The sequence below is a fragment of the Paractinoplanes maris genome, from assembly GCF_023544465.1.
Lineage (GTDB): Bacteria > Actinomycetota > Actinomycetes > Mycobacteriales > Micromonosporaceae > Actinoplanes > Actinoplanes maris.
Window position 1 is genome coordinate 691,431 of the sequence record NZ_JALPVL010000002.1, and the last position, 17,269, is coordinate 708,699.

Annotated in this window: 15 protein-coding genes; 9 read left to right on the forward strand and 6 right to left on the reverse strand. The window is 70.9% G+C overall.

Translation table 11 applies throughout. The features are described 5' to 3' along the window. Positions 1-181 precede the first annotated feature (181 nt). From acs to NAG42_RS08160, 3 genes are all read left to right on the forward strand, one after another. The gene (gene acs, locus NAG42_RS08150) at positions 182-2,167 is read left to right on the forward strand and encodes an acetate--CoA ligase (RefSeq protein WP_250029191.1); all 1,986 of its coding nucleotides are present in this window, start codon (positions 182-184) and stop codon (positions 2,165-2,167) included. A gap of 124 nt (positions 2,168-2,291) precedes the next feature. Beyond that, the gene (locus NAG42_RS08155) at positions 2,292-2,792 is read left to right on the forward strand and encodes a hypothetical protein (RefSeq protein WP_250029192.1); all 501 of its coding nucleotides are present in this window, start codon (positions 2,292-2,294) and stop codon (positions 2,790-2,792) included. Between the two features lie 68 nt (positions 2,793-2,860). After that, on the forward strand, positions 2,861-3,784 hold the full coding sequence (locus NAG42_RS08160; protein WP_250029193.1) for an alpha/beta fold hydrolase: 924 nt from the start codon (positions 2,861-2,863) through the stop codon (positions 3,782-3,784). Between the two features lie 4 nt (positions 3,785-3,788). Here NAG42_RS08160 and NAG42_RS08165 read toward each other — a convergent pair whose 3' ends face one another. From NAG42_RS08165 to NAG42_RS08180, 4 genes are all read right to left on the reverse strand, one after another. Further along, positions 3,789-4,154: a UCP033725 family protein gene (locus NAG42_RS08165; RefSeq protein WP_250029194.1), complete on the reverse strand. Its 366-nt coding sequence runs from the start codon at positions 4,152-4,154 to the stop codon at positions 3,789-3,791. Then, positions 4,151-7,351 carry an SseB family protein gene (locus tag NAG42_RS08170; RefSeq protein WP_250029195.1) on the reverse strand — a complete coding sequence of 1,067 codons (3,201 nt, stop codon included), beginning with the start codon at positions 7,349-7,351 and terminating at the stop codon, positions 4,151-4,153. Before NAG42_RS08170 ends, NAG42_RS08165 begins: the two co-directional genes overlap by 4 nt. 338 nt (positions 7,352-7,689) lie before the next feature. Next, entirely contained in the window at positions 7,690-7,986 is a 297-nt protein-coding gene (locus tag NAG42_RS08175) for a WXG100 family type VII secretion target (RefSeq protein WP_250029196.1), read from the reverse strand. A 16-nt stretch (positions 7,987-8,002) separates the two neighbouring features. Next, positions 8,003-8,365 carry a WXG100 family type VII secretion target gene (locus tag NAG42_RS08180; RefSeq protein WP_284044956.1) on the reverse strand — a complete coding sequence of 121 codons (363 nt, stop codon included), beginning with the start codon at positions 8,363-8,365 and terminating at the stop codon, positions 8,003-8,005. 274 nt (positions 8,366-8,639) lie between these two features. Between NAG42_RS08180 and eccE the strand changes: the two genes are divergently transcribed. The 4 genes from eccE to rarD all read left to right on the forward strand — a co-directional run bounded on the left by eccE (position 8,640) and on the right by rarD (position 13,046). Next, a complete protein-coding gene (eccE, locus tag NAG42_RS08185; protein ID WP_250029198.1) occupies positions 8,640-10,493 on the forward strand; it encodes a type VII secretion protein EccE in 1,854 nt (617 codons plus the stop codon). A gap of 553 nt (positions 10,494-11,046) precedes the next feature. Further along, positions 11,047-11,427 (forward strand): phage holin family protein, encoded by a 381-nt coding sequence (locus NAG42_RS08190; protein ID WP_250029199.1) that lies wholly within the window; start codon positions 11,047-11,049, stop codon positions 11,425-11,427. Between the two features lie 176 nt (positions 11,428-11,603). After that, positions 11,604-12,053: a GNAT family N-acetyltransferase gene (locus tag NAG42_RS08195; protein WP_250029200.1), complete on the forward strand. Its 450-nt coding sequence runs from the start codon at positions 11,604-11,606 to the stop codon at positions 12,051-12,053. Positions 12,054-12,104: 51 nt separating this feature from the next. Beyond that, complete coding sequence (gene rarD, locus NAG42_RS08200) at positions 12,105-13,046, forward strand: EamA family transporter RarD (protein ID WP_250029201.1); 942 nt, start codon at positions 12,105-12,107, stop codon at positions 13,044-13,046. A gap of 15 nt (positions 13,047-13,061) precedes the next feature. Here the strand turns inward: rarD and NAG42_RS08205 are convergent, their stop codons facing one another. Then, positions 13,062-13,793, reverse strand: a complete 732-nt coding sequence (locus NAG42_RS08205; protein WP_250029202.1) for an anti-sigma factor family protein — start codon at positions 13,791-13,793, stop codon at positions 13,062-13,064. A 159-nt stretch (positions 13,794-13,952) separates the two neighbouring features. Then, complete coding sequence (locus NAG42_RS08210; RefSeq protein ID WP_250029203.1) at positions 13,953-14,750, reverse strand: IclR family transcriptional regulator; 798 nt, start codon at positions 14,748-14,750, stop codon at positions 13,953-13,955. 152 nt (positions 14,751-14,902) lie between these two features. Between NAG42_RS08210 and NAG42_RS08215 the strand changes: the two genes are divergently transcribed. Further along, positions 14,903-16,087 (forward strand): MFS transporter, encoded by a 1,185-nt coding sequence (locus NAG42_RS08215; protein ID WP_250029204.1) that lies wholly within the window; start codon positions 14,903-14,905, stop codon positions 16,085-16,087. A 64-nt stretch (positions 16,088-16,151) separates the two neighbouring features. After that, positions 16,152-17,186 (forward strand): polyprenyl synthetase family protein, encoded by a 1,035-nt coding sequence (locus NAG42_RS08220; RefSeq protein WP_250029205.1) that lies wholly within the window; start codon positions 16,152-16,154, stop codon positions 17,184-17,186. Positions 17,187-17,269 lie beyond the last annotated feature (83 nt).

Consider the following 17,269-nt stretch of genomic DNA (forward strand, 5'->3'; position numbering starts at 1 on the left):
ATGGGGTGCGCGAATGGGCTCACAAATGGCAAGATTCGCGCAGGACCAAGCACCTCATGGTCATCCGGCGCGGCCACGAGGCCATCTGGCGCGCTGTTATCCACAGGTGTCGCCGGTACCCACCGGCGCAACTAGTGTGCAACGAAGAAGCCCGGGTCAGCAGTGAAGAGGAGCCGCCCTCATGAGCGAGACATTGGCGAACCTGTCATCGGAGAGCCGGCAGTTTCCGCCGCCCGAAGCACTGGCCGCCGCCGCCAATGTAAAGGCCGACGCCTACGAGGAGGCCGCCTCCGACCGCCTGGCGTTCTGGGCGAAACAGGCAGATCGGCTCACCTGGGCCAAGAAGTGGGATCAGATCCTCGACTGGTCCAACCCGCCGTTCGCGAAGTGGTTCGTCGGCGGCGAGCTCAACATCGCCTACAACTGCGTGGACCGGCACGTCGAGGCCGGCAAGGGTGACAAGGTCGCCATCCACTGGGAGGGCGAGCCCGGCGACACCCGCACCATCACGTACGCCGAGCTGCTCAAGCTGGTCAGCCAGGCCGCCAACACGCTGACCGACCTCGGTGTCGGCGCCGGCGACCGGGTGGCCATCTATCTGCCGATGATCCCGGAGGCCGCGGTCGCGATGCTGGCCTGCGCCCGCATCGGCGCGACCCACAGCGTCGTCTTCGGTGGCTTCTCGGTCGACGCTCTCGCCACCCGCATCGAGGACGCCGATGCCAAGCTGGTCATCACCGCCGACGGCGGATACCGGCGCAGCAAGCCGTCGGCGCTCAAGCCCACCGTCGACGAGGCCGTCGCGAAATCGCCGAGCATCGAGAACGTGCTCGTCGTGCGCCGCACCGGCCAGGATGTCGCGTGGACCGACAAGGACAAGTGGTGGCACGAGACTGTCGAGCAGGCCAGCACGGAGCACGAGGCGCAGCCGTTCGACGCCGAGCACCCGCTGTTCATCCTCTACACCTCGGGCACCACGGGTAAGCCGAAGGGCATCCTGCACACCACCGGCGGCTACCTGACCCAGGTGTCCTACACGCACGACGCCGTCTTCGACCTCAAGGCCGACACCGACGTCTACTGGTGCACCGCCGACATCGGCTGGGTCACCGGGCACTCCTACATCGTCTACGGCCCGCTCTCCAACGGCGCCACCCAGGTGATGTATGAGGGCACGCCGGACACGCCGGGTCGCGACCGGTTCTGGCAGATCGTCGACAAGTACAAGGTCTCGATCCTCTACACCGCACCCACCCTCATTCGCACCATGATGAAGTGGGGCGACGACATCCCGGCCGGCTACGACCTGTCGTCGCTGCGCATCCTCGGCAGCGTCGGCGAGCCGATCAACCCCGAGGCCTGGATGTGGTATCGGAAGAACATCGGGCACGACCGCTGCCCCGTCGTGGACACCTGGTGGCAGACCGAGACCGGCGGCATCATGATCTCGCCGCTGCCCGGTGTGACGGCGACCAAGCCCGGCTCGGCGATGACCCCGCTGCCCGGCATCACGGCCGACGTGGTCGACGACCAGGCGCAGTCCGTGCCCAACGGTGGCGGCGGCTTCCTGGTGCTGCGTGACCCGTGGCCGTCGATGCTCCGCACGATCTGGGGCGACGACAAGCGGTTCCTCGACACGTATTGGTCGCGGTTCGGCGCGGGGGCGGGATCCGGGGACGAGTGGATCTACTTCGCCGGTGACGGCTCCAAGAAGGACGACGACGGCGCGCTCTGGCTGCTCGGCCGGGTCGACGACGTCATGCTGGTGTCCGGCCACAACATCTCGACCACCGAGGTCGAGTCGGCACTGGTCTCGCACCCGTCGGTGGCCGAGGCCGCCGTGGTCGGCGCGACCGACCCGACAACCGGCCAGGCGATCGTGGCGTTCGTGATCCCGCGCGGCCACGTCGACACCGAGGGCGACGTGGGCGACCAGCTCAACGCCGAACTGCGCAACCACGTGGCCAAGACGCTGGGCCCGATCGCCAAGCCCCGCCAGATCATGCTCGTGGCCGAGCTGCCGAAGACCCGGTCCGGCAAGATCATGCGGCGGTTGCTCAAGGACGTGGCCGAGCACCGCTCGCTCGGGGACGTCACCACGCTGCAGGATTCCGCGGTGATGGACCTGATCTCGGCCGGCATGAAGACGAGCAAGTCCGAGGACTGACGCCGGTGTCGCGGCGTCCGGAGAAGCTGTCCGGACGCCGCACCCCACGGAGAACCTGAAACCGCTACGCTTTGGCGCCGCGGTCCCGCACGACCGCGAGGCTCGGTCACGGGGGTGCATGGTCATGCTCAGGTCCATCGCGGGGACGACGGCGGCGCTGTCACTGGTGCTGCTGGCCGGAGGCTGCTCGCGCGACGACGAGAAAGAGCCCGCCGCCGCTCCGGCACCGGTCACCTCCGCCGGCGCCTCGGCTGTCGCGTCCGGCGCCGCCGTGGTGCCCGCTGCCCCCGACGCGTCCGAGCCAGCCCCCACCGACAGCCGCGGGTTGCCGCTCAGCAGCGACGGTTCGCCCCCGCCACCGCCCAGCCGTCCGGCCGGCCACAAATTCCCCGACGCCGGCACGCTGCGCGTCGGCTGGATCGACGCGACCGTGACCAGCGGCGGCGGCACCTGTTACAGCCTCAAGGACGCCGACGGCGAGATGTGGGCCGTCTATTCGAAGAAGGCTGTCCCGCTCGACGACGGTGACAAGGTGCGGGCCCGGATCACCCCCGGTAAGACGCCGGTCGACTGCGGCAGCGGTAAGCCCGCGACCCTCGTACGGCTGCTCATCAGCCCGAAGTAGAGCCGAGCCGGAGCCCCGCCGGGCCGCCGCGGTCGTCCCCGCGGGACGCCAACGCCTACGCTGGGGGTATGGGCGGTCGGGTTGACGAGTCGTGTGTGCTGGTGGACGGGCCCTGGACCCATCGTTTTGTCGGCGCCAACGGCAGTCGCTTCCACGTCGTCGAGGCCGGCACCGGGCCGCTCGTGCTGTTCCTGCACGGTTTTCCCGAGTTCTGGTGGGCCTGGCACGACATGCTGCCCCGCATCGCCGACGCGGGGTTCCGGGCGGTCGCGATCGACCTCCGCGGTTACGGCGCGAGCGACAAACCGCCGCGCGGCTATGACGGCTACACGATGGCGGCCGATGTCACGGGGCTGATCCGGGCGCTCGGCGAGCGGAACGCGACAATCGTCGGCGCCGGTGCCGGCGGCATGATCGGCTGGGCGGCCGCCAGCTTCCATCCCAAGCTGGTCAACCGATTGGTCGTGCTGGGCGCGGCCCACCCGCTGCGCCTGCGGGCGGCGCTGTTCGCCGACCCGCGCGGTCAGTTCGCGGCCTCGGCCAGTGCGCTGCGTTTCCAGGTGCCACGGTACGAGCACGTGCTCACCCGGGACGACGCGGCGCTGGTGGGCGAGATGATGACCCGCTGGACAAGTCCGCAGTGGAGAGAGACGCCGGAGTTCGCCGACTACGTCGCCCGCTGCCGCGAAGCCATGCAGATCCCGCAGGCCGCGTTCTGCGCGCTGGAGGCGTACCGCTGGGTGTTCCGCAGTGCGATCCGGCTGCAGGGATACCGGTTTGTGAAGCTGATGCAGCGCCCGCTGGTGACGCCCACCCTGCAACTGCACGGTGAACTCGACACCGCCACGCTGCCGCGGACGGCGCAGGGCTCGGGGCGGTACGTGCTCGCGCCGTACGAGTGGCGGCTGCTCCCCGATGTCGGGCATTTCCTGCACCAGGAGGCCACCGACGTCGTGACCGGCGAAGTGCTCCGCTGGCTCAAGACGAACTAGCGCCTCAGATGCGCTGCTCGTTGAGGTCGGAGATCTCGTGCAGGGGCGCCCAGCCCTGATAGACGCCGAAGTCGAACTCCTCGAGGCCCAACTGGCGAGCGACCGGGGCACGGCCACCCGCATACTCGACCCGCAGCCACGAATTCGCCTCGGCCAGCACGATGAACGGGGCACCACGCCACGTGCACGTGGTCCGCACATAGATCAGCTCGTCGTATTCCGGAGGGGTCAGCACCCGGACGTAGCGGCCGGGACGCACCTCGTCGAAGCCGTCGGCCGGATCCGTCCGGTAGATGCGCACGTTGTCACCGTCGGGCGCGGCGTCGTACTCGTGCCCCTGCCAAGCCACCACGTAGCCGTCGCGCATCACTGCTCACCCACCCGGCGCCACACAGGACCGTCGTTGTCGAAGATGGCCACCATGCGCTCGGTGCCGTCGATGTCGATGCGCCACAGCTGGGCACCATGCGGCAGCCGCACACTGTCCACCTTGAACTCGGCGACGACGTCGCGACCCTCACCGGGGGCGAAACCGTTGCCCCGGAAAGGCGGACGCTCGATGACCCAGCCGTCCATGGCCTTCAGAGCCTGCTCGTTCTGCCCGCCGTAGGGGATGCGGTAGAGGCTCGGACGATACGCCGGCCAGCGCAGGACGTACGCCTCCTTGACGTCCGCCTGATGCGGCGAGCCGTCGTAGCTCAGTCCGAGCGCGCCGAAGAGCTCGGCCGGCGTCCGCAGGTGCTCCACCTCGGTCGCGCGGTGCACGAAGCCGGCCACCCGGTCGTACCCACGCTCCAGGTAGTAGTCGACCTGGTCGGGCGGGATCGTCTTCTGCATGACGGTGGCGTGCTGGGCGTCGTCGTTCGCGGGCTCGGGCGGCGGCACCGGCGCGGCATCCTCGACCGGGCTGTCCGGGTCGAGGCCCAGACCGGACTCCGCGGCCCAGCTGGCCAGCGCGATGACCTGAGGACCGGGGTACTTGGCACCGATCGGGCCGGTCGGGTTCACCGCGAACGACCAGGCCGGGTCGGGCCAGTTGCGGATCAGCTCGTAGAACCGGACACCCACCGTGCGGGTGGGCTCCGCGAAGTGCTCGGCCAGCCGGTCTTTGCTGGTGAAGACGATCAGGAAGGTCTCGCCGTCGACCTGCTCAGTGCGGAACGCGAAGCCGGACTCGCCGGGTGAGCTGCCCGGGCGCGAGTGGTTGGCCACCGGGACCAGCACGGTCGCGAGCAGCAGAGTGGAGAGGAACGCGTCGGTGCTGTGGCCGCCGGCGGCGTCGAAGAGATCACGCTCGACGTCGTTGGCCGGCACGAACGCCTCGGCGACGGGGGCCGGCGGGGCTGCCCTCGGCGGCTCGGCCGTCTCGAACGCGGGCTGAGCGCCGAGGCGGGCCGGGCGGTCGCTGCCGGGAGTTCCCGGGATGACCGGCGGGGCGACCGACGGCGACGGGGCCTCGGACTTGGTCTGGAACGCCGGGAACGACGTGAGACCGGGACGCTCGGACGGCGAGGTCGCCTGACGGCGCGGCAGCGGAGTGCCGAAACCGGGGCTGGGCTGGGCCTGCATGGGGGGCGCCGGCGACGGGGCGGCGGACGGTGCCGCAGCCGCTGCGGGTGGGGCCGGGGGCGCTGAGATCGGCGCCATCGCGGCCGGGCGCTGGGCCGCGGCCGCCTGCGGAGAGGCCGGACCCTGCGGGAAGCCGGCGTCGGACTGCTGGCGACGAGGCAGGGCGCCGAGGGCTCCGGACGGCGCGCCGGTCGCGCCCGACCAGGCCGGGTCGAACGGAGTCTCGTCCGGGTTGTGCGGCGTGATGTGCTCGGGCACCGGCGGGGTCTGGGCCATCGGGGTGCGGACCGGCAGGGGGGCGCCGAGATCCTGCAGGGGGCCGCGCGGATCGTCGCCGCGACCCGTCGGCGCCGGGACCGGCGGGGCCGACACGGGTGGCGCGAAAACGGGTGGCACAGGTGGTGACTGGTAGGCCGAGGGGACCGCGGTGGGCGCGGCCGGCGACGGCGACGCCGGGCTCGCGCCCGGGCTGCGAACTGGCAGGCCGTTGGGTAGGACGGTTCCCGGCGTACGGATCGGCAGGCCGGCGGGACCGGTCGGCTCCGGCCTCGAACCGACTGCCTCGCGAGCAGCCGGCTGACCGAAGCCATCCGGACGCGCCGGGGCGTTCCCCGCCGGACTGGTGGGCTGACCGTAAGCGGGCGGAGCGCTCGCGGGTCGCCCGTACGTGGGCGGTGCGGCGGCCGGTTGACCGTAAGCCGGCGGGACAGCCGCAGGCTGACCGTAAGCCGGCGGGACGGCCGCGGGCTGACCGTAAGCCGGCGGGACGGCCGCGGGCTGACCGTAAGCCGGCGGGACGGCCGCGGGCTGACCGTAGGCGGGAGGGGCACTCGCAGGACGGCCGAATGTCTCCGGCGGGCCGCTCGTGGGCCGGTTCGTGGCCGGCGGCGCACTCGCGGGCGGCGCACTGGCCGGCGCGGTGGCCCCGGGCCGGCCGTAGGCGGATGGCGTGCGGGTCGGCAGACTGTCCGCGGCCGAAGGCGTACGGGAGGGCAGGCCGTTCGTGGCCGGCGGGGTGCGCAGCGGCAGGCTGCCGGCGATCGACGGCGTGCGGGGCGGCTGACCATCGGCGGGCGCACGAGTGGGCAAGCTGTCGTCGGCGGACGGCGTCCGGTTCGGCAGGCCCTCGCCGGCCGCCGGTGTCCGCGCGGGCAGGGTGTCGGCCGGTGGCTGACCGGGCTGCTGAGCGTAGGCGCCGCCATATGTATTGGCGGCGGCCTGACCGTACGCGGGCGGTGCACCCGCGGTCTGCGGGTTGTAAGCGGCCGGAGCCTGCGCGTTATAAGCGGCTGGGGCCTGCTGGCCGTACGCAGCCGGCGCGCCAGACGTCTGCTGGCCATACGCGGCCGGCGCGCCCGACGTCTGCTGGCCATACGCGGCGGGCGTGGCGGCCGGGGTCTGGGACTGCTGGCCGTACGTGCCCGAGGGGTAGTGCGGGTAGGAGCCGGTCGCCGCCGTGAGCGGGGTGCCCTCGTGAGTGGGGCCGCCGGGACGGCCGGCCTCCTCCTCCTGGCGAGCGGTGGCGGCGTTGGCCGCCACGGCCGCGGAGTGCAGATCCTGGATCTTGCCGGCACCGGCCTTGGAGTCGGCGCGCCCCGGACCGCGGGTCGGCAGTCTCAGGTCGCCGCGGGACAGCTGGGCCACGAACCAGGCGGGCAGATAGCCCTCGATCGGCAGGCCGGGGTTGACCGCCAGCCACCACTCGAGGTTGGGCCAGGTGTTGGCCAGCTCCGCATACGGCACCCGCCGGGCCGAACCGGTGTAATCCGCCAGGCACGACTGCAGGGCCGCCGTCGACGTGAAGGCCAGCACATGGGTCCGGCCGCCGGTGCTCCAGGTGCCCCAGCCGAGCGGGGCCAGGCCCGCCAGCGCATCGGCGGAGACCGGTAGGAGCAGGTCAACGCCGGAGAGAATGCGGAAATAGGATTCCTGGTCGTCGGTGCGCAACGCATCGCGCATCGCCACCTCGGCGTCCGTAGCCGGTTCCCACTCGGACACGTCCACCTCTCCCCACCGCGCGACGAGGCCATCTCAACGCGTACAACCTACAAGGTCAGCCCGCGATCACAATGGGCGGCGGTAGGCAGACGTGTAAGTCGTAGGCGATCGAGCCCTCGTACGCGCCCGGAAGCTCTCCGGAGCGCCTCATAAATCGCCTCAAGCGATCAAACAACAACCGATCGTAGCGATATCGGCCAGGTAGACCAGTACGCGTTCGAGCGACAACAAGCTTCGCAACAACGGACCAAACGGGTGAACGGCTCGAAGTGCAACAACGAAACGGCCGGTCAGTCCGGGGACTGGTCCGGCCGTTCACGGTGCGGCGGGGCCGCGCGTCACTGGAAGCGCGCGGTCGCCTGCTTCTCGGTGCTGACGTAGTCGTCGACCGACTGGTCGACCGCACCCTTGATGTTCTGCAGGATGCTGGTCAGATCGCGCGATGCCGCGCGCCAGGTCGCCTGGCGCTGCTGATAAGCCTGCTGCGCCTCACCGTCCCAGGTGTCGACCAGCGGGGCGGCGTCACGCTCGAGCTGGTCGAGCTGTGACTGCAGCGTGTTGATCGCCTTCTGGATGTCGGCCCCCGCCTGCTGCAGGGCGCCGAAATTGACGAGCAGTACTCCATCACTAGGCATGTCTTGTCCCCCCGAGTCAGAGCGGCAGTGAGAAGGTGCCGCCGGTGCCGGACACCCGGCTGGCCGCCTCGGTGTCGGTCGCGTCGTAGCTGGTGCCGGACTGCTTGATCGAGTCGGCGGTCTGGGCGAGAGCCGAGTTGAGGCTCTTCAGGTCCTGCGCATACTGGACCTTGACCTGCTCGAACGCCGCGGCGCCGAGCCCTTTCCACGTGCCGCTCAGCGCGGACAGCTCGTTCATGAGCGTGCTCAGCATCGTCTGCAGCTGGTCGTTGACCTGATCGAACTTGACGGCGGTCCCCGCCATCACCTGGGATTCAGCTTGCGTTCCGGCCACCCGGATGTCACCCCGCTCCCTCGCTTGGGTCGCCGACGATGTCATGATCCGTTGTGGACGGACGGTGATCAACCGCCCTCGACATATCGACGTTGGCCACCAGGCTAACCCCTGTCCACAAGCCGTAGGGGGCGTGCCGTGAGCGACCGATTACTCTTCCATGACGTTGCCGACCGTAGCGAAAGACGTCAAGCGGCGGTAGCTCGAAAATCGGAGGCTGTGGATAACTCCGGGTTGTCCACAGGGCATCCCGCGGCGTGACCGGAGCCCATACGATGGGCCCGCACAAGGACAGACGCGTTCTGAAGGGCGGTGTGTCGTGACGGTTGACGTGGCTCGTGACCGGGATTACCGCGACCTGTCCGGTCCGGCCAAGCCGTCACCCAAGGTCAGCACCGGCCCGCTCCGACGTGGACGACTGTTCGGCCTGCGCGCCTCTCAGCTGGTCGCCACCCAGGTCGCCGCGGTGGCGGTGGCGCTGGGCGCGATCAACGGTCCGATCGGTCTCGTCGCCGGCGGTGCGCTCGCCCTGGCGATCCTGGCCCTCACCTGGCTGCGACTGCGGGGCCGCTGGGCGTTCGAGTGGCTGGGGGTCGGCCTGCGATTCGGCGGCCGGCGCCATGCCGCTCCGGTCGGCGGCGACCCGACGGCGCTGCTGCGGTTCCTGGCCCCCGGCGCGCGCGTCGAGCAGACCGACCTGGCCGGCGATCCGGCCGCGGTCGTCGTCGACGGTCACGGCCTCACCGCGGTGCTCGAGCTGGGTGACCCGGCGGGCCTGCTGGCCGAGGACACCCCGGCCCTTCCCGCGCCGGCGAGCCTGCTGCCGTCGGCCGAGGCCGAGGTGCCCCCGGTGCTGATCCAGTTGTTGCTGACCGGAGCGCCGGCTCCAGCGTTGCGGGCCGGGGCCGGCACCCCGGCCAACTCCTACCGTCAGCTCACCGAGGGCCGCCTGCTCGGGCACAGCCGCGCACTGCTCGCGGTGCGGGTGCTGCGGGCCGAGGGCTGGTCCGAGCAGGAGCTGCAGCGCGCGCTGTCCGGCCTGGTGCGAAAGCTGGTGCGCCGGCTGTCCGCCGTGCCGGCCCGGCCGCTGGGCGAGGCGGCTGCGCTGCGGGTCATCGCCGAGCTGGCGCACGACGACGGCGTCGGCTCGGCCCAGGAGTCCTGGCCCGGGGTCCGGGTCGGGGGCTTGGCGCAGACCACGTTCCGGCTGCGGCGCCCGCCCGACCTACAGGTCGAGACGTCCCGGCGACTGGTGTCCCGCATGCTGACGCTCCCGGCCGCCGCGACAACGGTGTCGCTGACCGCGGGCCCGCAGGCGGCGCACGGGCCCACGCCGATGGATGTCACCGTCCGCCTGGCCGCGCCCGACCCTGGCACCCTGGGCGTCGCCTCGCAGGCGCTACGAAAGCTGCTGGCCGGCGAGCACGCCGGGGCCCAACGTCTCGACGGCGAGCATGTCCAGGGGCTGTTCGCGACGCTTCCGCTGGGTGGACGGCCTTCGGCCATCCCTGGGCTGGCTCTCGACGGCGTTCAACCGGCCGAGCAGTTGGAGGGCTTGCACCTTCAGGTCGGCACGTCCGGCCTGATGCTGGGACGCAACCGCCACGGCAGCCCCGTGGTGACCCGGTTGTTCCGGCCGGAGCAGACCCGGGCTCTCGTGGTGGGCGGCGTCCGCTGCGCGCAGCTCGTCGCGTTGCGGGCCATGGCCCTAGGGGCGCGAGTGGTCGTGCAGACGGCGCGGCCCCGGGCGTGGGAGCCGTTCGTCCGCGGAGCGGCCGTTCCCGGCGAGTCGATCGCCGTGGTGCCGCCGGGCCGGCCCATCGAGATAGCCCCCGGCTCGGCCCTGCACCCCCTGTTGATCGTGGTCGACATCGGCCCGGTGGGTGCCGACAACCGTCCCGGAGACGGCTGGCAGGCGACGCTGGTGGTTCGCGACGAGTTCGCCGCGGTCGACGTCGACGTGGCATCCCGCGCCGATCTGCTCATCCTCCAGCCCCTGCGCCCCGAGGAGGCCACCCTCATCGGCGGCGCTCTCGGCCTGGGTGAGGTGGCTCAGTGGATGACCAAAATCCGCCCCGACATGGTGGGAGTGGTCAACCGTCGCGCGGTCCGCTGGGCGGCCCTGGCGCACACCCCGATCGAGACTCAGCTGATCGGCCCACCCGGCCGCTGACGGCGCCGGCCAGCACACGGGCAAACCCGGCGATCGCACCCGGGCGGGGTTGCGCAGCACCCGGGCGAGGCTGGGCAGCGAAGGGGCGGGATTGGGCAGCACGCGGGCGGGATTGCGCGGCGCAGCGGCGGGGTTAGGCAGCGCAAGGGCGGGATTGGGCAGCACGCGAGCGGGATTGCGCGGCGCAGCGGCGGGGTTAGGAAGCACACGCGGGCGGGGTTGGCAGCACGCGGGCGGGGTTGGCAGCACGCGGGCGGGGTCGCGCGGCGCAGCGGCGGCGTTAGGCAGCGCACGCGGGCGCGTTAGGCAGTGCACGCGGGCGGCGTTGGCCAGCGCAGGGGCGGGGTTAGGCAGCACACCCGGGCGGGGTTGGACAACGCCGGGGCGAGGTTTGGCAGCACGCAGGGCGGCACCGGCCAGCGCATGGGCGTGGGAAGACGGAGCGGGCGCCGGCGGGCCCGGCTGGGCATCGCGGCGGCTTCCGGCAACGACATTGACAAGATCAGAGAGTGTCGCGGCTGGGAGTTGCGTGATCGTGGCACCATTCGTGGCCATGGGCCTCATCATCCGGCTTCTGATCACCGCGTTCTCGCTGTGGCTGGCCACCGTGCTGATCGACGGGATCGAGCTGACCACCGACTCCGTGTCGGAGCAGATCATCACCCTGCTGATCGTCGCGGTGATCTTCGGCGTGATCAATGCGATTCTGCGACCGATCATCAAGGTTGTGGGGTGCGGGTTCTACGTGCTCACGCTCGGCTTGATCGCGCTCGTCGTCAACGGCGCCCTCTTCCTGCTCACCAGCTGGGTGGCCGGCAAGTTCGACTTGCCATTCCACGTCGACGACTTCTGGCCCAGCGCGGTGCTCGGTGCCCTGCTCGTCGGCGTCGTCAGCTGGGTGCTCAACATGCTCGTCCCCGACGGCGACGACTGATTCAGGTACTACCTGACCCGCTGCACACGACCCGCGGCCCGGCACATTGAACTGCCGCGCCCGACCCGCGGCCCGGGACATAGTGCCGCCGCGCGCGACACGCGGATCGCGGGCTTTGCGGGGGCGGATTGGGAAAGGGCTGGCGGCGGGGGGATCTTGGGGTTTGACTCGGCGGCGTGGTGAACGACGACGGGTACACGCTGAGCTCCGACCGGGAGCGGATCGACCTTGAGCGGGTGCATCGGTGGCTGTCGACCGATGCCTACTGGGCCATGGGGCGGCCCCTCGAGCAGATGCGGGCCGCGCTGGCTGGGTCGGAGCCGTTCGGCGTTTATGACCGGGCCGGGGAGCAGGTGGCGATCGCTCGCGTCGTCACCGATGGGGCGGTCTTCGCCTATCTCTGCGACGTCTATGTCGATCCGGCGCACCGCGGCCGCGGTCTTGGCAGCCGGCTTGTGCAGCACCTTCGCGAACACTACGCCGCCCGCGGGCTGAATCGCTTCGTCCTGGTCACCCGGGACGCCCAAGCCGTGTACGCCCGGCACGGCTTCACCGAGGTCGAGCCCGGCCGATGGATGGAGTGCGACCTGCGTGCCGTCCGGGCCGGCGTTGAAGCAGCGCCGTGAAGTGAGCCATAGGCAAGGACCGGATCAGCCCGTGGCCCTTACGGTGGGGGCATGAGCGACGAACGACGCGGATACTTGTACGGCCTCGCGGCGTACGTGTTGTGGGGTTTCTTCCCGATCTATTTCAAGCACCTGCAGCCCGCGTCGCCGTTCGAGATCCTCGCCCACCGGGTCGTCTGGTCGGTCGTATTCGTCAGCCTGCTGCTCGCCGGGATGCGCAACTGGGCCTTCCTCAAACGTCTGGCCCGCCGGCCCAAGCTGCTCGCCGGCATCTCGCTGGCGGCGGTGCTCATCGCGGTCAACTGGGGCACGTACATCTACGGCGTCAACTCGTCGCGGGTGGTCGAGACGGCGCTGGGCTACTTCATCACGCCGCTCGTGCTCGTGCTGCTCGGCGTGACCGTGCAGCGGGAGCACCTCCGCGTCCTGCAGTGGGTCGCCGTCGGTGTCGGCACCATCGCGGTGGTTGTGCTGACCATCGACTACGGCCACCTGCCGTACATCGCTCTGTTGCTGGCCGCCAGCTTCGGCTCCTACAGCCTCGTGAAGAAGCGCATGTCGCTGCCACCGGCCGAGGGTCTCTTCGTCGAGTCGGCCGTGCTGGCGCTGCCCGCTCTGATCTTCGTCGGCTGGCTCACCACGTCCGGCGACGCCAAGTTCGGGAATGTCTCGGCGACCCACACCGTGCTCATGATCTTTTCGGGGCTGGCCACGGCACTGCCGCTGCTGCTGTTCGCCTCCGCGGCCAACCGCGTGCCCATGGTCGGCATCGGCATCCTGCAGTACGTCGCCCCGATCCTGCAGCTTGCGGTCGGCCTGCTGATCTATCACGAGCCGATGCCGCCGGCCCGGCTGGCCGGTTTCGCCCTCGTGTGGGTCGCGCTGATCATCTTTACGGTCGACGCGCTGCGCCGGCGTCCGCGCCGGGAGAAGACGGCAGCCGGCCCGACGGCCGCCACCGTCGAACCGGCCACCACCCTGCCACCCCGCTGACCCGGAATCAGAGGATCAGGGGACGTCGTAGGCGAGAAGCACCTTCCCGTCGAACTGCACCAGCTCGAGCCGGGACAGGCTGTCTCCGCCGAAGTGGGTGACGCCGGGCATCGTGAACTCCGCACCGGGCGTCGCCTGCCACGAGCCGAGCTGTTCCTGCTGCTCGTCGGGACCGTAGGCGATCAACCGGAACGTGTAGGGACGCGTCGCCGCCTTGCTGTAGGAGCAGACCAGGTCGATTTTGGTGCCGCCCGGGGTGCTGGTCAGTCGCACCGAGGCCGAGACCGGGGACACGTTCTGCACCGCGGTCATCGCGATCGCGGGGCCGGCCGGCGGGGCAGCCGGGGCGGCGTTGTCGCGAGTCCAGGCGAACAATCCCACGCCGATGATGGCCACGAGCACGGCGGCGGCGGCGGTGCTCATGACCCGTACGCTGAAGGCGCTCTTTTTCCGGACCCCCGCCTTGCGCCGTTTGGCGTCGGGCGCGAGCGTGGCCCACTCGCTGGTCGCCCAGTCCCGCAGCGAGGCCCCGGGGTGGCTCTGCCCACCGGTCAGGGTGGGGTCGAGGAGCTTGGCGAACTCCTTGGCGTCGAGCCGGGACAGCACGTCGGGCAGGGCCGAGATGTCGGCGACCGCCTCCCGGCAGAACGAGCAGGTCGCCAGGTGACTTTCGTAGGCCGCCCGCTCGGCCGGCGACAAGGCGCCCAGCACATAGGCACCGTCGTCGTGCTCGTGCTCGCAGTGCACCCGTCACCACCCTCCGCTGATCTCCCGCTGCACCCTGTCTTACGGGAGACAGGAACGAGAGGTTCAACGGAGTCTTAGGTGCCCTTGTCAGACCGCCCCGGAAAGCAGGCAGCCACCGAAAGCAGGCAGCCACCGAAGGAGGCGGCCGCTGAAAGGCGATCAGGCCGTCGCGGCCGACTCGCCGGCCGACAGCGCCTCGGCGACATTGCGGGCGGCGGCGGTGAGTTTGGCCCGCACGACCCGGGCCGACGTGAGCATCTCGGCGGCGGGCAGCGCGCACGCCAGCACCAGCCGCCGCTCGATGTCGCGGTCGGCGATGACGAGCACCGAAGCGCACGCCAGCCCCTGCCGGAACTGGCCCATCTCGAGCTGCATGCCGCGCCGCTCCCCGGCCGCGAGGTCGGCCTCGAGCGTCTCGGGGGTGGTCAGCGTGGCCGGCGTGAACTGGCGCATGCCGTAGTCGCGCAGGTAACGCGCCCGCTGGTCGGGCGTGAGGGTCGCCAGCAGGCCTTTGCCGAGCGCGGTGGCATGACCGCCCTCGTCGAAGCCGGGCGACATGTCGTCGATGAACGGTGAGCGGGCTCCCTCGGCCGAAGCCGTCACCGCTATCCGGCCACCGACAAAACGGCCGAGGTAGTGGCTGTATCCGCTGTCGAGGGCGGCTCGCCGCAACGCCTCACCGACCGCGGGCGGGCCACGGAAGGCCGAGACCAGTTCCCGGTAGCGGTCCGCGATCTCCAGACCCACGATGTACGTCCCGTCCTCACGGCGGATCACGTAGCCCTCGTAGGCCAGGGTGCGCACAAGGTGATAGGTCGTCGCGACGGTCAACTCGCACCGTCGCGCTATCTGCTTCACGGTGAGTCCGCGGGGCGCGCGGCCGACCGACTCGAGCACGCGCAGGGCGCGTGACACGCTCCGAATCAGGTCGGACGGCTCCGCCAGGGGGTCGCGCACAGCTACCTCCGACGCCAGGGACTTACACCATATGAATAATCTTCCTCCGAGGGAATGCCAAAAGCGTGTGGATCACGGTCGATTTACACGAGCCGTGTGGTCATTAGCACTCAGCGCGCTCGGATGCATTCTGTCCGCCTAGTCTGCGGGTGATGGCCAAGCGCAAGATCCTTTCGGGACGGAGCGCGTCCACCAGCCCGTTCCAGGCGTCGGTGGGCGCGCTGACGACGACGATCGCGGTCAGCGTCCCGGTCTTCCTCGTCGGCGGGCTCGCCGTGCAGATCGGCGACGAGCTCGACTTTTCGCCGGCCGGCCTCGGGCTCGCGGTGTCGGCCTACTTCGGCGCCAGCGCGCTCGCCTCGCTCCCGGCCGGCTATCTGGTCGAACGCTTCGGGGCCACCCGGGTGTCCCGCGCCGGGATCATCCTGTCCGTGGCTTCGTTGCTCGGCGTAGCCGCGTTCGCCAATACACTGTGGAGTCTCATTCTGATTCTGGCGCTCGGCGCCGGGGCCAACGCGATGGGTCAGCTGGCGAGCAACACGGCCCTGTCCCGGCACGTACCGCCACGGCGACAGGGACTGTCGTTCGGCATCAAGCAGGCGGCCATCCCGGTCGCGACGCTGCTCTCCGGAGCCGCCGTTCCGGTGGTCGCGCTGACCTTGGGCTGGCGGTGGGCCTTCGTCTTCATGGCCGGACTGGCGGCGGGCGCGCTCCTGCTGGTGCCGGACGAACGCGAGACCGCCGCGAAACGGGCGAAGAGCACGGCGAAGCGGGCAACCGGGGCGCTGATCGTCATCGGCGTGGGCGCCACTCTCGCCTCCGGGTCGGCCAACGCGCTCGGCACTTTCCTCGTCGACTCAGCGGTAGCTCGCGGTATTTCGCCGGGTCCGGCCGGTCTGTCCCTTACGTTGGGTAGCGCGGTCTGTGTGACTTCCCGCGTGCTCGGCGGCTGGCTCGCCGACCGGTGGCCGGACCGCTCGATCACGATGATCTCGGGTCTGCTGCTGGCCGGAGCGCTCGGGCTGGGGCTGCTGGCCGCGCCCGGTAGCCTGCCGCTCGTCGCCGGGGTGGTGCTCGGCTTCGGGTTCGGCTGGGCCTGGCCCGGCCTGATGAACTTCGCGGTCGTCCGGCTGCACCCGCAGGCACCGGCGGCGGCCACCTCTATCACCCAGACCGGCGTGTATGCGGGGGGCTGCCTGGGCCCGCTCGGGCTGGGCACGCTGGCCACGACGACGAGCTACCCGACCATGTGGGTGGTCGCGGCGATCGCCATGCTGGGGGCCGCGGTGGCCATGCTGGCCGGGAGCCATCTCCTGCGGCGGCACGCCGGCTCGTGAGCTTGTGCCAGATCAAGATTTTGATCTTGTCGGCGATACCCCTGGGGCCGTGCTCGTCCGACCCATGTGGCATCGTGAAAGCGTGGTGAGCACCGGTGACCTGACGCTGTCGTCGCTCGGCCTCGACATCGATCCCGCGGTCGATGCGTCGGTGTCGGCGACGCTGACCGCCGTGGAGGAGTCGCTGCGGGCCAACGTGGCCAGCGCCGACCCCCTCGTGGCCGAGGCCGCACGCCATCTCGCCGACGCGGGCGGCAAGCGGTTCCGGCCGATGCTGGTGGCGCTCGGCGCCCAGTTCGGCGACCCGACCGCGCCCGAGATCATCGCCGCGGCCAATGTCGTCGAGCTGACCCATCTGGCGACGCTCTATCACGACGACGTCATGGACGAGGCACCCGTGCGTCGTGGCGCACCCAGCGCCAATGCCCGCTGGGGCAATTCGGTGGCGATCCTGGTCGGCGACTATCTGTTCGCCCAGGCCGCCGATCTGGCCGCTTCCCTGGGGCCCGAGGCGGTCCACCTGCAGGCGCGCACGTTCGCGCGGCTGGTGCACGGCCAGATCGCCGAGACGGTGGGCCCGCGCGGCACCGATCCGATCGAGCACTACCTGCACGTCATCACGGAGAAGACGGCGTCGCTGATCGCCACGTCGGCGCGCTTCGGCGGTCTGTTCTCGGGGGCTCCGGCCGAGGTCGTCGAGGCCCTGGCCGCCTATGGCGAGACGATCGGCATCGCCTTCCAGCTCTCCGACGACCTGCTCGACATCGCCTCCGAGTCGGTGCAATCGGGCAAGACTCCCGGCACCGACCTGCGCGAGGGTGTGCCGACGCTGCCCGTGCTCTACGCGCTGGCCGGTGACGACACCGACGCTTCGGCGGTGCGGCTGCGCGAGCTGCTGGCCGCCGGCCCGATCACCGATGACGACCGGCACGCCGAGGCGCTGACGCTGCTGCGCGAGTCGGCCGCGATGAAAAAGGCGCGGGAGACCGTGCGCACCTACGCCGAGGAGGCGCGTGCCGCCCTGCGGCCACTGCCGACGGGCGATGCCCGGCGCGCGCTCGAGGACCTCTGCGACTTCATCGCCGACCGCACCAGCTGAGCCAGCCGGCCGCACCCGCTGAGCCAGCCGGCCGCACCCGCTGAGCCAGCCGGCCGCACCCGCTGAGCCAGCCGGCCGCACCC

Bases quoted from the DNA above. Each gene is read 5' to 3' on its own strand.
- acs (WP_250029191.1), top strand. From the start codon at position 182: ATGAGCGAGACATTGGCGAACCTGTCATCGGAGAGCCGGCAGTTTCCG.
- NAG42_RS08155 (WP_250029192.1), top strand. From the start codon at position 2,292: ATGCTCAGGTCCATCGCGGGGACGACGGCGGCGCTGTCACTGGTGCTG.
- NAG42_RS08160 (WP_250029193.1), top strand. From the start codon at position 2,861: ATGGGCGGTCGGGTTGACGAGTCGTGTGTGCTGGTGGACGGGCCCTGG.
- NAG42_RS08175 (WP_250029196.1), bottom strand. From the start codon at position 7,986: ATGCCTAGTGATGGAGTACTGCTCGTCAATTTCGGCGCCCTGCAGCAG.
- NAG42_RS08180 (WP_284044956.1), bottom strand. From the start codon at position 8,365: ATGACATCGTCGGCGACCCAAGCGAGGGAGCGGGGTGACATCCGGGTG.
- NAG42_RS08190 (WP_250029199.1), top strand. From the start codon at position 11,047: ATGGGCCTCATCATCCGGCTTCTGATCACCGCGTTCTCGCTGTGGCTG.
- rarD (WP_250029201.1), top strand. From the start codon at position 12,105: ATGAGCGACGAACGACGCGGATACTTGTACGGCCTCGCGGCGTACGTG.
- NAG42_RS08215 (WP_250029204.1), top strand. From the start codon at position 14,903: ATGGCCAAGCGCAAGATCCTTTCGGGACGGAGCGCGTCCACCAGCCCG.
- NAG42_RS08220 (WP_250029205.1), top strand. From the start codon at position 16,152: ATGTGGCATCGTGAAAGCGTGGTGAGCACCGGTGACCTGACGCTGTCG.